This window comes from Corynebacterium sp. J010B-136, assembly GCF_002967075.1.
Classification (GTDB): Bacteria; Actinomycetota; Actinomycetes; order Mycobacteriales; family Mycobacteriaceae; genus Corynebacterium.
In genome coordinates this window covers 423598-445186 of record NZ_PUGE01000002.1, presented here as the reverse complement: position 1 = coordinate 445186, position 21589 = coordinate 423598, and the positions used below count along the sequence as shown (strand labels likewise).

Genomic DNA, 21589 nt, shown 5'->3' with positions numbered 1-21589 from the left:
ACTAGGCATTAGCGAACGGATAAGCGTTAAACCGCGCCTGCACCTGCTTGATGCGGGTCGCGCTCAACGCCTTGAATTCTTCGACTTCAATCTTGCGCTTTGAGGCAGGTCCCTGGCGCTTCCAAAAGCCCACCACTTCGCCGGATGCCACTACGGCTTGCCGGAAGACGCCATTATTTCCCGGCACCAGCGCGGCATGGTGTTGCTCCGGAACAATGTACATGCGGTCTTGGTAGCCCAAAATAATTTCATCAAAGGCGGCTAGAAGCCGAAGCTTATTCGCCTCCTTTTCGTGTTCAGAAATTTTGCCCAGCGCATCTTCACGCACCCAAAGTGCCTCACCGGGTACCGCTTTAGCCGTAGACCTGCCCGGCGCGCTAGTAGCTGCATCCCAGGAGATGTAGTCGGTGTGAATGTCAGCGAAGGCTTTACGAATCTTGCCCAAGGGCAATTTGGACCACCAGGCGAAGTCACGCAGAGTCGCAGGACCGTGGCTCTTGAGATACCGGCGGAGCAGCTCCGTAATCGCGGCATGTTCATCCCCGTTGAATACGCCTTCCAAGTCTGTACCTGATGGTAGCCAGTCTTTGGCGAGCATCACGAGGTTTTCGACGCGGTTGGATTCTTCAGCAATTGGTCCGTATACCACGGTGCCAGCGTGCAACATGGAGCGCACAAGGTGATAGCCGTTGCCAGGTGCCATGGGTATACCTGCTTGTTCAAAAGCTTCGAAGAGCTCAGCACGAGTAGCGCCATGTTTGCCTGCTACCTCGAGAATAATCTGCGCGGCTTGGTCAACATGGGAGTTGTCTAAGCCTAAGCGCGGACGGTTTTTCTCCATGGCTTTGAGCCGTTGTGCGCCACAGAGTTGGGTTATCCACGCCAGGTCCACCGAGGAGGTGACAAAGACCGTGCCACGCATGGGATATCCGCGCACGATAAGTCCTTGGTTAAAGGCTTCACGTACCGTGTCCACGGCATCAGGCGTCCCCATGCGATAAGCCAAGGAAGAGATTGCCCCTGGAAAATCTTGGCCTTGGGTGGCAGCAAAGTAAGAGGCGATCTCTTGCGCGTGCTCGGGAGTCCCCGCAGGCACATTGCTTTCTAGGGGTGCAGCAACACCTTGGGTGATGAGTCGGGCGCGAGCAAGCGGTTTATTAACCATGTCGCGAATTCTACCGAACGCTTGCTCTAGTCGTGGGCTGGTGGACGACCAATCTGCAGCCCGCGTTTACGCGTATGCACGCTGAAATAGCGCAAGCCATTCTCCCCTGCCACAAAGCGGCGGACAGAAAGCTTAGGCAACCAGACCATAGAACCATTTTCCAAGGCAATGGTCTCTTCTTCAGTCTCCAACACACCAGAGCCATCCAGCACGACGATGACCACGTCTAGGTCGGGGCCTTCGTGCTTGGCAATTTCCTCCCCTTCTGGAATAGCAATCACATTGCAATCAAGCCCGCGCGTGTGCGGTTCTAGTTTCCAGATAGAGCCTGATGCATCCGCAGGAGCAGAGAGCACTTCAGCGACGTCACCGACTAGTTGTGGAAATTGCTTATGTGTGGAGTCATTCATATTCACCACCCTACGTCGCTTCTGTGAGCTAGAGACTTAACTCTTGATTTCACGTGCCCACCGTGTAAACTTCCCTATTCGAAGGGGAGTAGTTCACACCCATAATTTTTATGGCGATGAGTGGTCGACATACTGGCGTTGAGCCCGGCCACCAGCTCACCACTGGTTAGCGAACGAGACCTTCTGCCCGTATTCCTCGTGTCGGGCAGGAACTCTCCCGGCACCCGTTTTGCATAAGGTCTCGCTATGACAAGTCATGCAAAAGAGCAGAAGATCATCGAACGCTTCCTGCTCTTATCCATCGCTGCTGCTATCTTAACTATCGCGCTCAAATCCGCCGCGGCTTATCTCACCGGCTCCGTCGGCTTCTTTTCCGATGCGCTGGAATCAGTCGTCAATCTGGTTGCCGCCATCGTGGCATTAATCGCTACCCGCATCGCCGCTAAGCCTGCCGATGCCAACCACAATTTCGGTCACGGCAAATCCGAGTACGTCTCAGCACTGGTAGAAGGCGCCATGATTTTCGTCGCCGCTGCGATGATTATCTACACCGCCATCGGCCGCCTGCTAGATCCCGCCCCTTTGGAGCAAGTCGGTATCGGCCTGTTTCTCTCCATCGCCGCAACGCTGATTAACCTCGGCGTCGGCTTGGCTTTGCTCAAAGCAGGCAAGCAGTACCGCTCGGCAGCGCTTAACGCCGATGGGCACCATTTGCTTACCGATGTTTGGACCACCGTCGGTGTCGTCGCCGGCATCGCCGCGGTTGCGTTTACCGGCTGGTTCTGGCTCGACCCTGTTATCGCCCTACTGGTTGGTGTCAACATCTTGTGGACCGGCTACAAACTCCTACAACAGTCACTCAGCAACCTCATCAGCGAGGCTCTCCCACCCGAAGACGTCGACGTTGTCAAAGCCGCCATTACCGACTTTGAAGCAGAACACGGCGTGACCATTGAAGACCTGAAGACCGTGGCTTCTGGCCGCCAGCGTTTCGTTTACATGATCATGACCGTGCCCGGTGAGTGGACTGTTGAATACGCGCATGAGCTTGCCGATGCCCTCGAAGCCGCCATCGATAACGCCCTCCCCAATTCCCAATCAATGATCCACACCGAGCCACGCACACTCGCCACCGCTTAAAGGCGGCTAAACCGACTTAGCCACCGGCAGCACAATCCTTTGACAACGTCCCTATCTCCGCCCCCTCACCATCGCGTATATGCAGAACATCTTCTTGCACATACGCAGTCACTGCCCCACGCAGCCAGGTATCCACACTCTCGCAGTACATCATCGTCGATGCCATCTGACTGAAAGTGATTACACCGTCTTCCACGGTCCACTGGCCCATGAGCCGGTTGCAGCCATCGCTTCCTGAGACCGCTCCACCTTCAGCGAACACCAGGTGCGGCTGGCCAGGTTCACTGCTTCCCCATGTGCCTATGTAAAAGTCATTACTGTTCATGACTTCACACTAGTTGGAAGAAGAAAGCGAGGAAGCCTCTTCACCGTCGCGAAGAGGCTTCCTCTGAAAATGGGTAGACGACCCGCACACACTGTCCAAGTCTCGGGGGGGATACTTGAATGGGGCAGGCCGCCTACTGAAGACAACTATAGCACGCTCTCTCACGTACGCAACACATTTACAAAACAATGTTTTTAAAACTCTTCAAAAACCACCAAACCAGCAGGTAGATAAACTGAATATATTTTGTCGCCGTACCCTAAAAACCTTGAAAAAGAACTCAAAGTTGGCCGCTACCCCACCCTAAGGGCTCCACTACAACCTCAGCACGGACACCGATTTTGGCACCGATATTTGCGAATGTGTCAAGCCTGATTCCATCCCCTTTTGGAGATCTCGTTGCCGATAGCGCGCATACACTCAGCGCGCACCTTAAGATTCTCAGCCTCACCGCTGGCGTCAGCCATATCGTCCCAAATACTCATTGCCACCCCCTGGTCGAAACCAGTTAATAGGCCCTAGCTTCTAGCTCTGGCTCATATTCCGAGCATGCTCGACATATAAAGACTCTCTCCACCTTCTAACACCGGAGGCTATCGAAGCAAAATAGGGCCCGCGTTGACAGCCTCCTCAAATGATTCTAACCTTTCCGTAACAGTCGTTACGAGAGGAAATTCTTTGTCTGAGGACACGACCGAAGCCACCAATCTGCGTCTTTCCCAAGCAGTATGGGAAACAGTTGCCAATGATGGAATTGAAGCGACGACAGTTCGGCGTGTGGCTGAGCGAGCTGAGTGCACCACTGGGCTTCTTATGCACCAATTCAAGACCCGAACCGCAATGCTCACCCATGCCCGGGAAATGCTTTACATGCGCACTGGTGCGCGCGCCGATAAAGCCGAAAAGCTTGGCCTGAACCCACGTGACACCTTGTACGAGGTGCTTTCCGGCTCACTTACCTTGGATACCGAAAGGCAGCAGGAAGCGCGTGTCTGGATGGGGTTTGCAGCTGCTGCCCTACCGGACAGCGAGATTCGTCAGCTCCATATTTCCGGCAACCGCAACTGGCTCCAGCGCATCACCCGTCTTGTTACAGAGTTCAAGCCGTCAGTCTCAGAGTCCGAGGCACAAGCTTGCGCGGTAAAGCTCATCGCCCTGACAGAGGGGCTTGCCACACTGTCCTCGCTGGATCCGGAAATGTACAGCGCGGATACCCAGCGTTTGCTTCTCAACCAGGAGATAGATTCGCTTACCGATGCCTAGACACCGTTATTAACTCAAGCGACCATCTCAAAACAACTGCCGTTACCAATTTCGCAATCATCACCAAACCCTTAGGGAGTAAGCCATGACGCACAAATTCTTCAACGCAAATATCTCCACCATGGATCCACGCATCTTGTACAAGATTCTGCAGATCCGCACCGACGTATTCGTTGTCGAGCAAAATTGCCCCTATCCAGAACTTGACGGTCGCGACTTAGAGCCAGACAGCGAGCAGCTGTGGGTTACTGTCGACGATGAAGTTGCTGGCACCATCCGTATCTTGCGCGATGCCGATGCTCTCCGAATTGGGCGAGTCGTCGTCGCAGCTAAGCATCGCGGCACAGGTGTCGCACGCGAACTCTTCGCCTATGCACTAGAACGCTGCGCACAAATCGACCCCGACCTGAAAATGGTCTTGGATGCCCAAGCACCGCTGCAAGGCTGGTACGGATCGTTTGGCTTTACTCCGGTTAGCGATGTTTTCTACGAGGACGGCATCCCTCACATCACCATGGAGCTCTTAAACAACGCCTAGAACCCGGGCTTTATTGCGCCATCTGCGTTTGTATCTCGTGACGGAAGCTTTCCGCTTGGGAAATCGCTTCGAGGCGCTGCTCGGTTGCCGGTGCTTGTTCAACCAGCACAATCATCGCTTCAATTTGACGGCTTCGGTTGTCTGCCAGGGCTGGGTTTAGACGCAATTTCTCTTCCAATTGCGTACCAATGCCCTTGGTCGTAACCGCTTCAGCCCAATGGTATTGCAAGCGTCGAAGGTCCTGAGCGCAATCCAGGGCCATTAGTTCGACGACTTCTGCGGTTCGAGCACTTTCCTTTTTGCGCGCTACTTCGGCCCATGCATGGACTATGCCGAAGATAGCCATCAGCACAGAGCCGAGGACAACTAATCCACCAAAGAGCCAAAATGCAATCGCTGCTGCCCACACCACCACAGCGATAACAAAGACAATAACGACGACCGCAGCGCAGCCTGATCCACCCTTACCCATTGTTTAGCCCTCCGCCATCGAAGAAATCCAGTCACCAGCCAAAACCATGATGAAAATGCCAAGTGATACGCCTAGGATGCCAAGAACAATGGCTCCCAGAGTCATGCCGATAGCGACGCCAACACCATGGCCTTGACTGTTCTGAAACGACGTCGCGGCGTCAGTGAGTTTGTCCTGGAACGCTTTAAGTTCGGCTTCCCCATTGACTGCGGAACGCTGCGCTCGCAACCACTGCGCATCAACGAGACGGAACTTCTTTTCAGAATCACTATCTGATTCTTGCACCTGTGGTGCCTGAGTTTCTTTTTCAGTTGTCATGAGCCTGACGTTAACCTAGGCATTGGACATAGGACGCAATAGATCGAACACATATACGCTCGTACACTGGATTTATTTCCCCTGACCCAACAAAGGTCTTTCCCCAAACGGGGTAGATGGCCCGCACACACTGTCCAAGCCTCGGGGGAAGCTCGAATGGGGCAGGCCATCTACAACGCCTGTTGTAACAGAGAATTGGTAAACGCGCGCGACTTAACAACTTATTGTTCAAATAACGGCCAAAGTTGCCATAGCTGCAGGTAGAGACACTGCAGATTTCTAGCGAAACCTGAATCAAATTGAACACTTCACTCGCGGATCCAGATATCACCTATAAGAATCTGCAAATCGCAACAGTAAGCATGGAAGACTACAGTTGCCGACAGACCGCTTCTAAATTCGTTTCGCCGTTCATGCGCACAGTCCGGAGATTATGTTCGCACTACACGCCCCTGCGCCAGGATATTTAGAAAATTCGCGGGCCGAAACCGTGTGGTCTCCCCAGCTAAGCCACGACCGACAAGACATGCGAAGAGGCAGCCAGTAGAAATACTGACTGCCTCTAATTTGTACCCCGTACGGGATTTGAACCCGTGTTACCGCCGTGAGAGGGCGGCGTCCTAGGCCGCTAGACGAACGGGGCCTGTACCTTTCGGACTTGATAAGAGTAAACTACCGATAGCTTTTAAGACAAATTGCCTGGCTATCGGTAGTTTATATGCGTTTATTCATTGAAAATCCCGAATCATGTGGCTCAACTTGCGGTGTACTACTCTTGCGGTCGAGGTGCGGATCGATTCAGTGGTTATTCCGCTGCTTATCTGTGGATAATGATTGACCGGTTAGAACTGTGCTTGTTGAGGATGATTCGGGATGACGCTATTCGCGTTGTGCATCCTTAGTAGCTCCTCTACTTCGACAATTGTTGGTGGCTAGAAGTTCTGGATTATGGCTATGCCGCTTCTGTTTTTAAGGATGCTCACCGTAGTTGCGTCGAGAAATATGATGCGTATTTTCTTTCATCTAATCTCCTTTGCTGTCGGTAACTTCTTATATCTGAAGCTTAACCCGCGGTATTTTTCGGTGGAAGAGGTTTGCTAAAAATCGTTGTGGTCTTAACCCTGGTCATAATAGTGACCCTGGTCTCACCTGGGTTGGCGCGCAACCGGTAAGGGGTAGGACAAGACCAGTTCGTAGATTTCCCCCGAAAACTATCGTTGTTCTGCACAAACGCTGGCGAGTTTACAGCGTTGTGCATAGTATTGCCAGTTGAAAGTTATATGCGTCGACTACGTACGTGGGCGCACGGTGAGGATCTGCGAGCAGGTTCCAACCGGTCCGTGCTCATCGTGGATGACGGAATGGGTCTCGCCGATGCCATTGGCGCCGAAGCTGACGCTGATATCTGCGCCCAGCCACTTGCCTTCAGGAATCCGGAAGAGATGCGCGGTGAGATCAAGATTTGGGTAAATGACTTCGCTGGGGTCTTTGCGCACGACGATGCCATTGGTCATGTCCATTAACCCCATAAAGGTGGCCAGGTTAGACACTGGTTCGGATTCGATAAGTTCGGTATCGGTTTGCCACCACGCAAACCCGCGGCCCAGCTCCCCTGGTTTGCGGTATCCCTTGATGGATTCCACGAACCCGCCGCCCCAGGTGGTGCCGACGCCAGGCAGGGATTCTTCTTCCGTAGGACCAGGAATCGACGAGAAGGCAGTTCCCGCAATGGCGGAGGTGTCGGTCTGCGCCATAAACCAGGTCCGCATACGTACAGCAGGTCGCCCGTTTTGGATACACACGGCTTCAACAAGTTCGATGGTCCGGCCAGGACGCACAACTTCTACTTCGACATCGAAAGGCTCGTAGCCTAGTACCCCGAGAATCTCTACGGACATGCGCCCTGGAACAAGCGCAGCATCAGCATCGCGCTGTTTATGGTCAAGCTCCGTTAAGTGCGTTAAGAGACCAATCATCGGCGCAATGTGCTGTTCTTCTGTATTCCACGCACCACCAGTTTCCGGTGTTGCTAGAAAGGTATTAGCGCCTTGACGGATGAAATAGGCCATGAAGATTCTCCTTTAATCACCAGCCCCCGGCTGGCTGCTCGCAACTTTTGCAGACCAATCCAGATTACTGGTGATCAGCGTGCTCTTGGGCGATTTTGTCTTCCTGAGATTGCTTGCGAGCCAATAAGATGCCGCGCACGATAAGACCACCGGCAATCGACCAAACTGCAGCACCGATGCCGAAGATAGTCAGACCAGACGCAGCGATGACAAAAGTGATCGCAGCAGGCAACCGGGAATGCTCCGCAGGGTTCTTCCACGCGCCAGCCACAGAGCCGGAAAAGGTGCCTATCAAGGCAAGACCAGCCAAGGTACTAAACACCTCAACCGGTGCTGCGGAGATAATTACGGCGATGAAGCTACACAGCAGGCCAATGATGAGATAGGTGTTTCCGCTCCACATTGCGCTGCGCCAGCGACGCAGGCGCTTTACGCCAGATTCAGAGCCAGCAGATAGCGCTGCGGAGATAGCCGCCAGGTTAATGGTCAAGCCACCAAACAGCGCAGCAACAGAACTCATGAAACCAGTGGAGACCATCGCGCGCTTCCACGGCAGTTTGTAGTCATAGGCCTTCAAGATTGCGAGCCCCGGTAGGTTCTGCGAGGCCATCGTGACTAGGTACAGAGGAAGGGAGATGTTAACCACCGCCGCAATGCTTATCGATGGCATCACGAATTCCAAGTGCGGGAAGATATTGACGCCTTCAAGGTCTGCTGCATTGAAAGTAAACGCAATGACCAAACACGAGGCAACGAAAGCTGCGGGAATCGCCCACCGCGGCGCCTTCCACAGAGCAATTAGCCACACGCCAACGATGGGACCGGCAAGCAAGGGTTCCGCTGCGAGGTTTAAGAAGGGCTTCGTACAGTAAGAAAGCAAGAAGCCAGCGAGCATCGCCTGCGCGATTTCGCCAGGAATCTTGGAGACTAAATCAGCCAGTGGACGGATAAGACCGGTGGCAATCAACAAAACGCCAGTGAGCATGAACGCGCCCATGGCGTGGGAGAATAACTCGCTATCGCCTTCGCCAGCAGCAAAGGCACCAGCAATAAGTGCTGCACCAGGAGTCGACCAGGCGATGGTGATGGGAGCCTTGGTGGTATAGGCCAAAAAGTAGGTAGTAAGGCCAATGGCGAAACACACCGCGAGGAGCCCACTGGAAATCTGCCCATCCGTTGCACCGAGATTTTGCATCATGGCAATGACGATGACAAATGAACCTAAAAAGCCCACCAAGCCGGTCGTAATACCTGCTATGACAGACAAAACACCCTGTGAAGCCCCTGGCTTAGGCAAGCGAATCCCTTCCTTAGTTAGTACTAACCCAGATACATCTTATCCATTCTAGCTGGTAAAAGCGTTTGCGAGGAAAAGTGAATACTCCCCGTCCTCGCGTTCAATCTTTCCAGCATCATGGAATTGAACATCCGCGAAGCCGGCTTCACGCAATGATTGCTCGAACTCATCGCGCTTGAAACCATCGTGGCCGTCATAATGATCGATATGGGCATGGAACTTCCCGCCCGCGTCATCGAGTTCGATAATGCACGCTACTCCCCCAGGTGCAAGAATGCCGGCAAATGACGCCAATAAGGCTGGGACATTGGCCACATGGTGCAGCACCAGTGATGCCACGACAAGGTCGTATTTCTCATCGGGAAGTTGTCCTTCAACCAAGTCAGAATCTGAAAGCCCACCACCTTCCAGAATGCCCGCCTCAATCTTGTTGGCGATTACCTCCCGCATCCCGTGAGAATTATCAGCCAAAGTCAGCGCACCTACGTGCGGTGCTAGAAATTGCGACACCAGCCCCGTGCCCGCACCAAACTCAAAGACGCGCTCGCTTCCCTGAGGTTGAACCGTATCCACAATCAGTTGGGCTGTACGGCGCGCACGCTCAATCTTCTTCGGGTCTTTATCCCACTCAGCGGCTTGGTCGTCAAAGTGATGGCGATGATCAATCATTCCCGCAGTTTACCAAGATTAGGCGTTGAGCTTCGCTGCTTTTCGATGCTCCCCGCCAACCCTGACAAAAACTGTGCCACAGATAACCCACAGTTAATTGTTAGAAAACCCAAAGGTGAGGATATATTTATTATCGATTCCCTCTTACGAAAGGTACTTTCATGCGTCTTCTTCCCGCGCTGGCCGCGGCAGCACTCGCGCTTACCCTGGCACCTGCTGCTCATGCACAATCTAGTGCGAATTCCACCGGTTGGATGTCTTCCCTGGGTTCCTCCAATGGCGAGCTTTCCAGTGGCCTGACCCAAGGTCTTTCTTCTGGCAACCTGTCTTCTACAGGTTCCTCGTTGCCAGAAACTCATCAGGAATTTAGCCGCAACTACGGCTCCTCCCTTGCAGCGATTGATACGACTTTCGGAATTCTGGGCCTGCTTGGTGATAACTCCACCATCCTCACTGACCTGTGGAAGTCAGAACAAGATATCTACCCATTTCCTGTCGATGAGTCCATCACCACGGCAAGCCTTGTCTCCCGCGGGGCTGCCAAGGTGCCAGGTATCGAGAACTGGGTTATTGCATCCCCATCTATGGGCCGCAATGTAGAGGTCCAGGTTCTCGTTGGTAATGGCGGGCCAGTGGTCTACATGTTAGAAGGCATTGGCGCTACGCAGAACTCCAACTGGTTTAGAGAAGGCTATGCGCAGGATGTCTTCGCAGGCACCGATGCCACCATCGCTATCCCTACGCAAGCTGCTGGTTCCATGTGGCAGGACTGGGACAACGATGATCCAAAGCTCGGTCGGTACAAGTGGGATACCTTCGTAACCGAAGAGCTTGCTCCTATCCTTGAGGAAGAAATCTCTCATAACGGCAAGCGTGGGCTCATCGGCCTATCGATGGGTGCCTCCGGTGCCGTCATGATGGCCAACAACAACCCTGGTTTCTTTGACGGCGTTGCTGGTATCTCCGGCTGCTACTCAACTACCGATTCCATCGGTTCCGGCACCGTCAAACTCACCGTCGGCAACCAGGGCGGCGACCCCAACAACATGTGGTCCACTCCAGAGTCCTGGGAACGCAATGACGTGGTTCTCAACCCTGAAGGCCTGCGCGGAACGCAGATTTACTTGTCCGCTGCAACCGGTGTAATTACTGATGAAGAGCGCGAATTCTACGCAGACAGGGGTGTCACTGACCAGATTGCAGGTTCCTTGCTAGAAGCCGGATCACGCCAGTGCACGGAAAACCTTTCTGACTCTCTGACAAAGTCCGGTATCGCGCACACCACGGATTACTTGGACGAGGGTGCACACAGCTGGATTATGTTTGGCCCGCAGCTACAGCCAGCATGGGATGGCATTAAGTCGGCAGTTCTATAACGTCATAGGGGATTAAGCCACGTCTTTGATCGCGCTAATCGGCGCTATCGAGCAAACCTGCAACTGCGTCGATTGCCTCAATATCCTGCGCCGTTGGCTCATTGAGGAAATAAGAAGCGTGGCGCTCTGCCTTTGTAGAGAGAGCATCGCTAGCTGCTTCCAAAGAGAAGTCGCAGACGACGTCTCCGCTCAGGCAGTAGTCCACCCGCTTTCCTTCTGGAAGTACAGCTCGCTCCATTGCCCACTGATACTTATGCAATGGGTTACCGATAGTCACTGCGCCTTGGAGGCGACCAGTATCCGCCAGGTACTTCTCAACGCTCATAGTCACCAAAGCACCCTGGGAATAACCGGCGACTACATAGCGCGGACTGCAGCCAGTTGTGGCTTCATATTCTTCCACTACTTTCGGAGCATTACTCATCCCGGTGCGAAGACTGTCGATGAAGCCAAAAGTTACCGAATACAGCATCTCGTGAATCGGATACTGCTGAACAATGCCGACCGCGCGTTGAACCATTTCAATTGGACCAAGATTTTCGCCTTCTTCAGCTAGCGGTGGCAGATCCATATTGGCTGGATACGCCTGATCATCCAAGGCAAGCACGTAAACGTTATCCATAGTTCCTGGATGACGCTGCTCTACCTGGTGAAACAAAGCAGTAAAATTGGGTCCCTCATATCCGTTTGACGGTTCAGAATGCTCAGAATAGCTCTGCGGCCCGAAGTATTCGCCGTAATCCTCATTTTGGTCGGATCCCCGCGCAGCGAGAACAACGGTGTCCGGACAGGTTTGTTCTTGCACCGCTGCGTGTCCTACCGCTGGGGTTAGCCCAGCAAGAACAAAGCAAGATATGAAGCCAAATACACTCCCCCGGCAAACTTTTCTCATAGATTAAAGCTACGTCAGCAAAAAATTCCCAGCAACGTTTCAGCTAATATTCTCGATCCGAGGTGAGCAAAGACCTTAAGACAGAGTTCCATCCCGTGTCGCAACGGTCCACGGAACCGATAAAACCACGAGTGTTTCCTCCCTTGCCGGAAGCGATCGAATTGCAAGTTCAATCTGCCTGTTCTTCGAGGTAGATGCCTACGAGTCAGTCAAAATTGTTGCATCTCTTCAATGCCTGGCTATTACTTACTTCACTTTCACGCTGGTACTTCGAGGTCCCTCTATGAAGCTAATTGATCAGCTGCCGATTACTTATCCACTCCCAACAAGGAGGGCCTGACCCCTGTGTCCACTTTCCAGGGGTCAGGCCCGACACCATTACAGTTCAACTTGATCACAATGGCGAAGTAGTTGAGCTTTCCCACCATGTCTGGGAAATTAAACGCCCTACTGTCACCGATGCCGGGATTGGCTCAGAAGTTATCGGAAGTGTTAACCAATTCCCCGTGATTTTGGCGTGGGCGATTACAATTCATAAATCCCAGGGCAAGACCATCCCTAAGCTCTTTTTTAATCTCGCTGGTGGCACTGCAACTGACGGGCAGTTTTATGTCGCGCTCTCGCGTGGCGTAAGCTTGGACAACCTACGATTTAGCAGACCTGTGGAACCGCGTCATATTCGTGCTAATAACCCCTTGGTCCGCCGCATCCGCCGTGACGTCGGCCCAGTAGCGACAACCAATCGCATTACGTTCTTATCCATCGACGGATTCAACTTCGGCATTAGTGACCACGTAGCCCGTATCCATGCTGTGGTTATGGAAGGCACGCAGAAGGTCGCAGATTTTGGCACGTGGATTAATCCCATGTCAGACCTGGGCACTTTTGGAGAACGCCACAGTATTCCAGCCGGTGGGCTTGCCATGGCACCTACTATGTCGGATTTCTGGCCGTTGTTGCTCCGTCAAGCAGAAGGCAGCATCGTCGTTGGAGACAACCTGCCCATGTTTGAGCGAGCCATCCGCTACCAAGAAAAAGGCATGGGTTGGCACTAGGCAATGGCTATGACTTTTCAGAATTTAGCATTCCGCTGTCTGGTTCTGATGTCATTGAACGTTGTCACGCTATGGCTGCAGCCCACCGTGAAGATCCTTTAAACATTGGCCATGGCCAGGTTGTGCCTCCTGCTCCGCAACATACTGAAGGTGCTGTTTTCATACCGTCCTGGGCCCCACAAAGCCCGATGTTGCTGGATCCCGCCCACGCGACCGATTCTGATCACGCATGGGCGGCATATTCTGGCGGGCCAACTAATAACTTGGTGACCGATGAAGTTATTGAAACCGCCGATTTGTTATCAGCATGGGCAGTATCGCGTGGTTACTGGACTGAATCTGAAGCAGATGACGTGCGTGCTCGCTCGGCGCAGGCTGGGGTAAGTAACCTAACTTTGCCGGATGTAGAATCCCTCAAACTAGATATCCCGTCCTTGCTTGTTCCTGGCACTCGTATTGCATTTACCGGCCGTAACAATCTTTTAGGCGGTCCTGCCGATGACGACCGATTGCGTGAACTCTGTGCAGCGAAAGACCTCGAATATAAGACCGGTGTGTCCAAGACTCGCTGTGATGTCCTGGTTGCGCACGACCCGGCATCGCAAAGCCGCAAGGCACAAAATGCGCGCGCGTTTGGCAAACCAATTATCAGCCAAGATGACTTCGAAGACTGGTACAACAATGGGCCTGCCACGGATGCATCGACCGCAGCTGAGCCCACCCCTGTAATAGGTGCGACCGCTACGCTGCCGCCCGCACCAGAAACTTCTACTCTCCCAGCCCCTGAACCGGAAGCACCAGAAGATACTTTCGAGTACACCTGGGTCACGCCCGATGAGTACTTAACCCCGGGCACAAGAGTGTCTTTCCGCGGCTCCACCTATGTCGACAGTGTACTTCTCCCCCAGGGTGAACCACTACAAGGCTTGTGTTCCATGCTCGGAATCGAATACAAGCAGGCGGTTACCAAAACCCGCTGCGATGTATTAGTCACTGATGCCCCAGATGGAACGGACGGCAAGATGAAGATGGCCAGGATGCACAGTAAGCCGCTCATCCGCCAAGAAGACTTCGATGTTTGGGCGAAACAAAAACTAGCCGAGCTCGATTTTGCCGATGCACGCGATGCGGTATCCGAGGAACAAGAAGATGAGCTACCTGTAGAGGCGGTGGAGCCAGCACCGCTCGAGACGCCAGCACCTGCGGTAAGCCCAGTAGCAGCTGCAGTCCCAGAACAACCAGTTCCGGATACGAATTGGGTGAGCTACGAGGAGTACGTAGCCTCATCGGCTCCGGCGCAGACTCCGGTTCCTTCTCAGACCGTTATGCCGGCAGCACCGATGTCTTCCTTTGCTTCTTCAACCGGTGCCGTAGCTAAACGTCCGAAGTTTGAAAAAGCACTGAAGCGCACCAAGCAATCAGTAATTGTCGCTGCAGTTCTTTTTGTAGTCATCATCGTGGCTGGGAATGCTGGACTACCCGCTGCAATCGGTGGTATTTCGCTGCTTGGTTCCATGGCCGCAGCAGTAGTTACCGTAGTTTTCGGCATCAAGGCACTAGTCCACAAAGTGCAAGATGCTTAGGAATCATCGGCGAATATATTCGACATCAAAGTTGCGCAGGAATCCACCATTCAGGAGCTAATCTAAGATAACGCTATGGCTTCCCTTTTCACTCGGTCGAATTCCCACACGCCGGTCATCTTGGCCTTGGCCGGATACTGCGCAATCATAATCTCCCTGACCATGCTCAAGGCGTTCTTCGTCGTTGGTTTACTGTGGGTGCCGGAAAATCAACGCGTGCGTGGTCTGTCATTGGTGCCGCTCAATGACTTGTGGGAGTCAGCCAGCTTATTTACAAAAGTGTTTGGCTACGGTGGAAACTTCGCTTTCTTTGTGCCTTTCGGGGTGCTGGTCTATTTGCTTTGCCGCCGAATTGGGTTGACCACTCTTTTCGGTGCGGGATTCTCGTTGCTCATTGAGGTCTCTCAGTTCGTTTTCCAGCTCGGCTTTAGCGACATTGATGACTTTCTTTTTAATACGCTAGGTGCCGCAGCTGGAGCGTGCATCGCAGCATGGGCTGGCCTATGCGCTCAGTGGATATGGGTGTCACTGACTGCCGTAGTCGTAGTGGTATTTGCCGTTTTGGTTGTGCTCGGTCCACGCCTCGGCGATCCAGATCGCGTAGCCGAGGTCAATGCGGCTAATTACACTTTTAAGCATGGATCCCCGTTATTTACTTGAACAAAACGCACCTGACATCGACGACTATCTCCGTCTTCGCGCAGATATCGGTCTATCACCCAAGACGCAGAACCAATACACGATAACGACTGGCTGTGAGCACGAGTTATTGAAATAGACACTGGGAAACCATTGGGCATCGCGAAACTCACGTTGGGTTGCCTCGTCATTCATAATTCAATGCCTGTCTCATCATGGTTCGTCACCAAAGATTCTAATGAGGTTCTCGACTAAGCTGACCGGTATGGGCATTGTTGATTCAATAGCAAGTATCGTTCGACCCCTGTTCGCGCCTTTGCAAGGCACCGTGACGCAGAGCTCTAACCGTTTGTGGGCGAGCCAATCCCGCACGTGGCCAGTCACAATCGACATTGAGGACGATGTTCGGATTATTTGGGCAAACACTCCGCCATGGATAGCTTTCGGAGCTTTTATCCCTGGCTTGGAGGATCCAGAGGATTTGAATCCGCCTAGCGGTACGGCGCTTGATTTGTATCATTGGGCGATAAGCGAGCTGAATGCCTCGCCTTCAGGTTTTTCTACCGTGAGACTCGACGTCCGTGCAAAAGCGAACGTTGAAGTTGTATTTGATTCCGTACGCGTGCACTGCGAGGAGTACGACCCCGGACCCGGAATCAGTATCATCCAACCAGTGGGCGGCGCATCTCTGGAATCACGTCGGTTCGACATTGAGCTTTCGGCGTGGGCGCCGAAAGCTCAAGCCTTGGATTTAGGTAGTTCTCCCATCCAAGAGTTCGCCGCCACCGTAAGTAGGAACGATCCACTGAGAATCAATTTGGATGCGCGCCCTGCAGACTACATAACTCAAGCCAAGGCATTTCGCTGGTGGCTAGATGTAGATTTTCTTATTGAAGGCCAGCGAAAGAGCGTACGCGTGCCTAAGAACCCGGAAGACCGATTCCGGTTGGTAAACAGTCTTCATTTCCCGATGTACCACCGGGTCGGTGACTCATGGAAATTGGCCCGAGAGGGTTAATACGGGGCAAGGTCCAACCCGCCACTATTCATTGGCTCAATTAAACTGGAGAAGCCCCTCAACTAAGTGCTGCTCAAACTTCGGGAAGATTCGAGATCAAAATCAGCTGCCTACTACCTGTAGCAGATCCCGTTCATAGCTCATGCGTGTTAGTTTTCTTCCTACAAGTAGATACAGGTAATTGACTTTCAATGTCATCCTTGAGTCCGGAGAGAAAACATATTTGAGGCACCGATCACCAGACAAAGAGTTATGCTTGATCTTTTTCCCACTGCCCTAACGACCTATTCCCTTGCTCCGTTTTCCAAGTCAAGCGACCGTTGGCACTAGCTCGACCGTATACGATAGCTCCGGCAGCCGAAAGAGAAGTGAAGGCAACATCCTTTATCAGCGTCACCATGCCAGATATAGGACTCTGTTCCGTTACTTCGAGGAGTTTGGCATGTTGCGCTTTTCGAATAACGAAAGACTTTCTCGTTGACTCCGCCATTTCCGGATTTTCTTTCATCGCGTCGGGAATAATAGATCCTGCTAGCATCGTAAACTCGCCGTCGATGATCTGAGCTTGAGCTTTAGCACCTTCACGAGTGTTCATAACGAAAATTGGGCTATCTGATGACTCAGACACCGCTTCGGAACCCAACGTCTCGTGCTTCGGGGAGTCACTGGTACCTGAGTCGGGAGAACTCGCTACAGAAGAATTCTGTGCAGAACGGCCTCGAAAAATATCAAATCCTAATACTGGCATAAGAATTCGAATCTGCCCAATGAAATATTTCATATCGGACTCATCAGCCTCTGGAAGTGCCGCACCTCCAGATGGCACGTTGCCGTTATAAAGATTTACTCGGCCGATGTTCTGAGCGAGTGTAATAAGTTCAGACTCTAGATAGCGAACATGGGCTTTAGTCAGGTTCATATCTTTGGAAGTAATGATGACAACATCTTCCCAGAAATCCTTTGTCGAGTTGTGGTTTTCTAGCCGCTTGACAACATTGTCTCCTTCGCCGATATAGGCTGCTGGCTCACCATCGTCATCCGAACCGAAGAGAACATAAACTCCCGTGCGTTTGGCCTCATCACGAGTTTTAAGTCGTCCCAGATCCTTACGTCGAGCTCGAAGCATGTGCCCCGTCCAATTCAGGATCTCCGCGGTCATTAGACTTCCTACGGTCCCGTCAACTAGAAATAGCCGGACCTGCTTGCCATTCATAAAAGGAGATTATCACTTTCACACTGATGCGTTTCATAAGCTCGGACTAAACCGAAGAAGAGAGAGCTCCCCCTATACTACAAACTTTAGATGGGCCGCTCTGGTAAAATTGCAAAGAACGCAGCCGGTCAATAACCAGACTGCGTTCTCAATTTGTACGCCAATCATCCCGCAACATATACGAGGTGCTGTCAAGTGCAGATGAACCCTTCAAAGGGGCCAATGTACCAGGGTTAATGAGATAAAGATCTCAGTCGAAAATCCAGGCGGTGTCCGAGGGGAAATTGCTCCACTTTGGAGACAGCTCCGTCGTAAAGCGAGCAAAGCGGGCGCTATTTACACGACGAGACGGGTCGCACAGGCCCCAGATGGGACTTTAGCAGTTGGTCGATCGAGTCGCGCGCTGGAACAGGCGAGGGAGAGGCTCCGGACCCGGTCACTATAGTTCGACAGAATCGCTATCAATCCGGAAGAGACCAGTCCTAAGACGCCCTTGGCCCCAGTAAGTGAATCGTCTCCTCTCGGAGTTCGTCACTTAGATTCTGATCGAGAGTGATCGCCTCCACATTTAGATGCGCAATTTTTCCCTCTACAGACAGCTGAAGGTGTTGAGGTCCTTTCCTCCAAAGTTCAGATGCAGAGTCTCTCGTGTATCCGATTTGCTGAAGCTCTATTCCTACCGGGCTAGTGGTGCCAAACTCAATCAAGACAGAAAGATCAAGTCCTGCATTCTCCTCGCCCAAAAGACTGACACAAATGTCGTAGTAACTCTTCAAATATATAGGAATTCGAAATCCTACACCATACTCAAGATTGCTGAGGGTTTCGTCAATAATGTGATTGATATGAACTTTAGAGTTCGGATCAAAAACAGATCTTTGGTAGGGATTCCCACCTCCCGCGCCATAAATTACGCCTGACTTCTCTGCGTAAGCAATTGACCTAGAAATCAATGCGCTTACCGGAAGACCTTTTATCCACTGATGAGTTAAGGTTGCCCAGTACCTAAGCCGCCTGACACGTTCTGCGTCATCTGCATTCTTCCGAAATAGGTCGCGACTACCTGAAGACTCTTTGTCTTTCCAGTCGTAAACTCTATTCAGAGTGTCAAGCATCCCTAAGATGCTGTCAAAAGATATTTCCTCAACAGAACTTATAACGTACGGATCCGCAGAATTCTTTAAAAGTCGATATACGCGGTCCTGAGTTAGAGGTTCAATTTCAGGAGAACGTCGTACAGTATCTACACTCACTTCAAGTGAATCGTTGACCTCTTTGAGAAGTTTAGACCCATCTTTCACCTTTTCATTGAAGTTCTGAGAAAGAAGCGAGGCATGACTCTTTTCAGTTTGAGCCAGTAAAATCGTTGCATATTTCTCGGCGGATTGCTGATCGCTCCTGGTCCCACTGACCGATCTCCCCTGAAGGACTTTAGCGATATCGGTATAATTCTTTCTTCCCTTCGACTTCGGGGGAGGTACCATAAAGCTCGTTACCTCGGTCGGGGATGTTATCGGAATCTGCAGGTCGGGATCCTTCCATGTCTCGTCATCTGCCCTGATACAAATGACATTGCCTTGAAAGTCTTCAGTTAGCCTACCTGCACGGCCTGCCAAGTTCTCGAAATCTAGCTTTCCGAAAGAACTACGACCTCCCCCATATTTATCAGTGAGGATAAATATGTTCTTTGCAGGAAGGTTCACTCCTTCAAGGAGCGTCGACGTGCAGAATAGAAAGTCGATCCCAGATGCTTCACTCTTAAATACGCTTTCAATGTCCTCTCGGATCGCAACCGGCATTTTCCCATGATGAAAGGCAACACCTCGCTTAAGTACATCAATGAGATAGTATTGTGGATGAATCTCTCTACCAATCCGTTCAATAAGTCGATGAACCTGTTGAGAGATTTCTACATTCTCTTCCCCAGCGAATGAGAGGGCATGACTGACCACTTTAGAGGGAGTATTTGCGTAAACGAGTGACTTAGCCCCATTCGCCCAAAACTTTACTGCCTCTTCAGGAGCCCAAGACATTTGTTCTACTGACTCAACGAGTATCCGTTCAGATTCTAAGTCCGACGAGAAATACGACGCCTCTCTATCAATGAAATCTACATAGAATCTTTGCTGGGTGACTGTCCGCTCTCGCACAACCATGCTTCCGCCAGTAGATTTTCCGAACAGCTCAAGAAAGAGCTCTGGGTTGCTCAAGCTCGGCGAAGAGAAGATTAGTTTAGTCGCAAAGCTTCGAACGGTTTCATCGATTGCATAGTAGAAGAGGGGGCTGCGCGAGTCATTCTCCGCTACGATTTTATGGGCCTCGTCAACAATAAGTAGCTTGATGGAGCGATTCGGCGCATTGAGGAAGCGAATCAGCCGTTCTGGAGTAAACACAAATACGGTGGTCGCAAAAAGCCTTTTCATTATCTCTGGCTGATCTGGATATATGGCTACGTTTACCGTAGGAAGGCCCTCCAGTAGTTTTCTCAAGTCGTTCGCCGTTTGGGCGACAAGCGCATTTGTGGGGACCAAGAAGATCACACAAGCATCTGCGAGCTGTGGTTTTTGTACCTCTGCTTTCAAGAAATTCTTGATTACAAATGATTTTCCAAGAGACGTTGGCCCAGAGAAACTGTAGAAATCCACACTCTCCATAGTGGTTGCAATTTCGTATTGAGCATCCGTTAGTACGCTCGACCTGTCAGAAGTTCTTTGGTGAAATTCTTTGAAGCCTCGAGCAAATAGCCGCTCAGCTGGAACTTGGTAACCGTCGCTCTCATCAGACTCCTCTAGCTTGCGGAGTCCTGGAAAATTTCCCAGAACCGAGAACACAGCAATGGAAAATGCTTCTAGCCGTTGGATTGATTCAGCATCTAGTTGTTGCTGTTCTTTAAGTTCTTGAAACATTGCGATTAAGGCGTATGCACGTTCACGATGCTCGGCCTTGTCTGAATGCGAGAGGATATCCGCGAACCGTAGACCAGGCGCAATGAGGCGATGCAAAGGCTCATCAGTGATTTTATGGGTAAGAAAATACTCTGCAACGATGGCTTCTGTTCGTTGAACCAAGTCAACGTAGTCGGGCCTTGCAAGAATGATTCTACCAAGTCTCGTAGCGACAGTTTCAGTATCTTTCGACATCATCCCTTCCCCCACCGAAGTCGTTGCTGAAGATCTTTACGCACCTTGTCGACACCGTGCGCCTCTGCTCCAACTGTTCTTTTCAAGAAGGGAATAGCAAATATATGGAAATTTGTTGCACCAAGCTGATACTTCCGAATCTGCTTCTGAATATTATTGGTTTTTGCCTGTACCGCATTTTGCGCCCGGATTCTAAATTCGGTCTCGATCTGGTCGTCGTCATGTAGAGAAAGATCGAAGTCGTCGACGTCAAGATCAAAGGTTACTAGAACACCAAAAGAATTGACGAGTTTAATACGCTGAGTCGCACCCGGTTCTGGAATAAGAATAGCTTCTAGCGCTTTGAGCTGTTCATCATTAACAGCCTCTTTCATTAGTTGACTGGATACCAGTGACGTATCGTCTCTAAATGAAGTATCCTTCACACTACTCATTGATTCAAAGGCTTTCGAAATTGCACCACCAAGATCTCCATGCATTTTTGACTCGCCAAACACTAGTTGGTATTCATCATCTCTCACTCTGAGGAGGTGTAATCCATCCGCGCCAAATACTGGCATTTTGTTATTGGTTTTGATTTCCATTTTACTTAGAATCTTTGGAGCGCCGACAACCTCTTCAAGTAGTGCATACAGGATCATTTCGCCGCCTTCGCCATTTGTAGCGTTCGGCTCTTGAAACTTTGCTTTAATATCCTCCGCCCAGGCCATGGCGTTATTCGGATCGGTGGCCAAATCAGCAAGATACCTTTCGTATTCTCTTCTTGATAGGACGTAGCCAATGCTAGCCTTCGACAGATAGTCGAACATTTCGCCTAGGATAAATTCGCCACTTTCTATCCGTAAAACGGATAGTTTGCATTCAGTTCTAGGGTTGATATCGATATCGACCGAATCATAAAAGAGGTCGGAAAACCTAGTGTTCTGTTTTAATGTTGGACCTATAACATTCAAGATGGCATCGCCCCTCATTTGGTTTCTCATCTCTTGATTTGTCGAAATTGACGA

General features: G+C 51.4%; 20 protein-coding genes and 1 tRNA gene. 8 read left to right on the top strand and 13 right to left on the bottom strand.

Annotation, left to right across the window (positions count from 1 at the left end; all coding sequences use genetic code 11):
* Position 1: 1 nt before the first annotated feature.
* Positions 2-1165, bottom strand: a complete 1164-nt coding sequence (locus C5Y44_RS05370) for a winged helix DNA-binding domain-containing protein (RefSeq protein WP_105323990.1) — start codon at positions 1163-1165, stop codon at positions 2-4.
* A 26-nt stretch (positions 1166-1191) separates the two neighbouring features.
* The gene (locus C5Y44_RS05365; protein ID WP_105323989.1) at positions 1192-1575 is read right to left on the bottom strand and encodes a cupin; all 384 of its coding nucleotides are present in this window, start codon (positions 1573-1575) and stop codon (positions 1192-1194) included.
* A 246-nt stretch (positions 1576-1821) separates the two neighbouring features.
* On the opposite strand from C5Y44_RS05365, the gene C5Y44_RS05360 reads away from it, so the two are divergent.
* Positions 1822-2715, top strand: a complete 894-nt coding sequence (locus C5Y44_RS05360) for a cation diffusion facilitator family transporter (RefSeq protein WP_105323988.1) — start codon at positions 1822-1824, stop codon at positions 2713-2715.
* A gap of 16 nt (positions 2716-2731) precedes the next feature.
* Here the strand turns inward: C5Y44_RS05360 and C5Y44_RS05355 are convergent, their stop codons facing one another.
* Positions 2732-3040 (bottom strand): META domain-containing protein, encoded by a 309-nt coding sequence (locus tag C5Y44_RS05355; protein ID WP_105323987.1) that lies wholly within the window; start codon positions 3038-3040, stop codon positions 2732-2734.
* A 678-nt stretch (positions 3041-3718) separates the two neighbouring features.
* Between C5Y44_RS05355 and C5Y44_RS05350 the strand changes: the two genes are divergently transcribed.
* Entirely contained in the window at positions 3719-4303 is a 585-nt protein-coding gene (locus C5Y44_RS05350; RefSeq protein ID WP_146108474.1) for a TetR/AcrR family transcriptional regulator, read from the top strand.
* An 85-nt stretch (positions 4304-4388) separates the two neighbouring features.
* A complete protein-coding gene (locus C5Y44_RS05345) occupies positions 4389-4841 on the top strand; it encodes a GNAT family N-acetyltransferase (RefSeq protein ID WP_105323985.1) in 453 nt (150 codons plus the stop codon).
* 10 nt (positions 4842-4851) lie between these two features.
* Here the strand turns inward: C5Y44_RS05345 and C5Y44_RS05340 are convergent, their stop codons facing one another.
* From C5Y44_RS05340 to C5Y44_RS05315, 6 genes are all read right to left on the bottom strand, one after another.
* Positions 4852-5313 (bottom strand): hypothetical protein, encoded by a 462-nt coding sequence (locus C5Y44_RS05340; protein ID WP_105323984.1) that lies wholly within the window; start codon positions 5311-5313, stop codon positions 4852-4854.
* Between the two features lie 3 nt (positions 5314-5316).
* Entirely contained in the window at positions 5317-5631 is a 315-nt protein-coding gene (locus C5Y44_RS05335; RefSeq protein ID WP_105323983.1) for a hypothetical protein, read from the bottom strand.
* 570 nt (positions 5632-6201) lie between these two features.
* Positions 6202-6274 (bottom strand) — tRNA-Glu (locus C5Y44_RS05330).
* Between the two features lie 646 nt (positions 6275-6920).
* Entirely contained in the window at positions 6921-7700 is a 780-nt protein-coding gene (locus tag C5Y44_RS05325) for a thioesterase family protein (RefSeq protein ID WP_105323982.1), read from the bottom strand.
* A gap of 64 nt (positions 7701-7764) precedes the next feature.
* A complete protein-coding gene (locus C5Y44_RS05320) occupies positions 7765-8967 on the bottom strand; it encodes a benzoate/H(+) symporter BenE family transporter (protein ID WP_105324086.1) in 1203 nt (400 codons plus the stop codon).
* A gap of 78 nt (positions 8968-9045) precedes the next feature.
* Entirely contained in the window at positions 9046-9666 is a 621-nt protein-coding gene (locus C5Y44_RS05315) for a class I SAM-dependent methyltransferase (protein WP_105323981.1), read from the bottom strand.
* 161 nt (positions 9667-9827) lie between these two features.
* On the opposite strand from C5Y44_RS05315, the gene C5Y44_RS05310 reads away from it, so the two are divergent.
* The gene (locus C5Y44_RS05310; protein WP_105323980.1) at positions 9828-11042 is read left to right on the top strand and encodes an alpha/beta hydrolase family protein; all 1215 of its coding nucleotides are present in this window, start codon (positions 9828-9830) and stop codon (positions 11040-11042) included.
* A 34-nt stretch (positions 11043-11076) separates the two neighbouring features.
* Here the strand turns inward: C5Y44_RS05310 and C5Y44_RS05305 are convergent, their stop codons facing one another.
* The gene (locus C5Y44_RS05305) at positions 11077-11664 is read right to left on the bottom strand and encodes a cutinase family protein (protein WP_233189841.1); all 588 of its coding nucleotides are present in this window, start codon (positions 11662-11664) and stop codon (positions 11077-11079) included.
* 776 nt (positions 11665-12440) lie between these two features.
* On the opposite strand from C5Y44_RS05305, the gene C5Y44_RS05300 reads away from it, so the two are divergent.
* From C5Y44_RS05300 to C5Y44_RS05285, 4 genes are all read left to right on the top strand, one after another.
* Positions 12441-12989 carry a helicase C-terminal domain-containing protein gene (locus tag C5Y44_RS05300; RefSeq protein ID WP_105323978.1) on the top strand — a complete coding sequence of 183 codons (549 nt, stop codon included), beginning with the start codon at positions 12441-12443 and terminating at the stop codon, positions 12987-12989.
* Positions 12980-14572, top strand: coding sequence for a hypothetical protein (locus C5Y44_RS05295; protein ID WP_105323977.1), 1593 nt, complete (start codon positions 12980-12982; stop codon positions 14570-14572). The genes C5Y44_RS05300 and C5Y44_RS05295 overlap by 10 nt, the downstream gene beginning before the upstream one ends.
* Positions 14573-14647: 75 nt before the next feature.
* Positions 14648-15232: a VanZ family protein gene (locus C5Y44_RS05290; protein WP_105323976.1), complete on the top strand. Its 585-nt coding sequence runs from the start codon at positions 14648-14650 to the stop codon at positions 15230-15232.
* Positions 15233-15449: 217 nt separating this feature from the next.
* A complete protein-coding gene (locus C5Y44_RS05285) occupies positions 15450-16229 on the top strand; it encodes a hypothetical protein (protein WP_105323975.1) in 780 nt (259 codons plus the stop codon).
* A 250-nt stretch (positions 16230-16479) separates the two neighbouring features.
* On the opposite strand, the gene C5Y44_RS05280 is transcribed toward C5Y44_RS05285, so the two are convergent.
* The 3 genes from C5Y44_RS05280 to C5Y44_RS05270 form a co-directional block, all read right to left on the bottom strand.
* Positions 16480-17388, bottom strand: coding sequence for a GIY-YIG nuclease family protein (locus C5Y44_RS05280; RefSeq protein WP_233189839.1), 909 nt, complete (start codon positions 17386-17388; stop codon positions 16480-16482).
* Between the two features lie 536 nt (positions 17389-17924).
* A complete protein-coding gene (locus C5Y44_RS05275) occupies positions 17925-20585 on the bottom strand; it encodes a DEAD/DEAH box helicase (protein ID WP_146108473.1) in 2661 nt (886 codons plus the stop codon).
* Positions 20582-21565 carry a DUF1837 domain-containing protein gene (locus tag C5Y44_RS05270; RefSeq protein ID WP_105323972.1) on the bottom strand — a complete coding sequence of 328 codons (984 nt, stop codon included), beginning with the start codon at positions 21563-21565 and terminating at the stop codon, positions 20582-20584. The genes C5Y44_RS05275 and C5Y44_RS05270 overlap by 4 nt, the downstream gene beginning before the upstream one ends.
* Positions 21566-21589: the final 24 nt, after the last annotated feature.

Coding starts and splice junctions, on each gene's coding strand:
- C5Y44_RS05285 (WP_105323975.1), top strand. CDS start 15,450: ATGAGGTTCTCGACTAAGCTGACCGGTATGGGCATTGTTGATTCAATA.
- C5Y44_RS05315 (WP_105323981.1), bottom strand. CDS start 9,666: ATGATTGATCATCGCCATCACTTTGACGACCAAGCCGCTGAGTGGGAT.
- C5Y44_RS05290 (WP_105323976.1), top strand. CDS start 14,648: ATGGCTTCCCTTTTCACTCGGTCGAATTCCCACACGCCGGTCATCTTG.
- C5Y44_RS05305 (WP_233189841.1), bottom strand. CDS start 11,664: ATGGATAACGTTTACGTGCTTGCCTTGGATGATCAGGCGTATCCAGCC.
- C5Y44_RS05365 (WP_105323989.1), bottom strand. CDS start 1,575: ATGAATGACTCCACACATAAGCAATTTCCACAACTAGTCGGTGACGTC.
- C5Y44_RS05325 (WP_105323982.1), bottom strand. CDS start 7,700: ATGGCCTATTTCATCCGTCAAGGCGCTAATACCTTTCTAGCAACACCG.
- C5Y44_RS05275 (WP_146108473.1), bottom strand. CDS start 20,585: ATGATGTCGAAAGATACTGAAACTGTCGCTACGAGACTTGGTAGAATC.
- C5Y44_RS05280 (WP_233189839.1), bottom strand. CDS start 17,388: ATGACCGCGGAGATCCTGAATTGGACGGGGCACATGCTTCGAGCTCGA.
- C5Y44_RS05355 (WP_105323987.1), bottom strand. CDS start 3,040: ATGAACAGTAATGACTTTTACATAGGCACATGGGGAAGCAGTGAACCT.
- C5Y44_RS05335 (WP_105323983.1), bottom strand. CDS start 5,631: ATGACAACTGAAAAAGAAACTCAGGCACCACAGGTGCAAGAATCAGAT.
- C5Y44_RS05270 (WP_105323972.1), bottom strand. CDS start 21,565: ATGAGAAACCAAATGAGGGGCGATGCCATCTTGAATGTTATAGGTCCA.
- C5Y44_RS05340 (WP_105323984.1), bottom strand. CDS start 5,313: ATGGGTAAGGGTGGATCAGGCTGCGCTGCGGTCGTCGTTATTGTCTTT.
- C5Y44_RS05370 (WP_105323990.1), bottom strand. CDS start 1,165: ATGGTTAATAAACCGCTTGCTCGCGCCCGACTCATCACCCAAGGTGTT.
- C5Y44_RS05360 (WP_105323988.1), top strand. CDS start 1,822: ATGACAAGTCATGCAAAAGAGCAGAAGATCATCGAACGCTTCCTGCTC.
- C5Y44_RS05345 (WP_105323985.1), top strand. CDS start 4,389: ATGACGCACAAATTCTTCAACGCAAATATCTCCACCATGGATCCACGC.
- C5Y44_RS05310 (WP_105323980.1), top strand. CDS start 9,828: ATGCGTCTTCTTCCCGCGCTGGCCGCGGCAGCACTCGCGCTTACCCTG.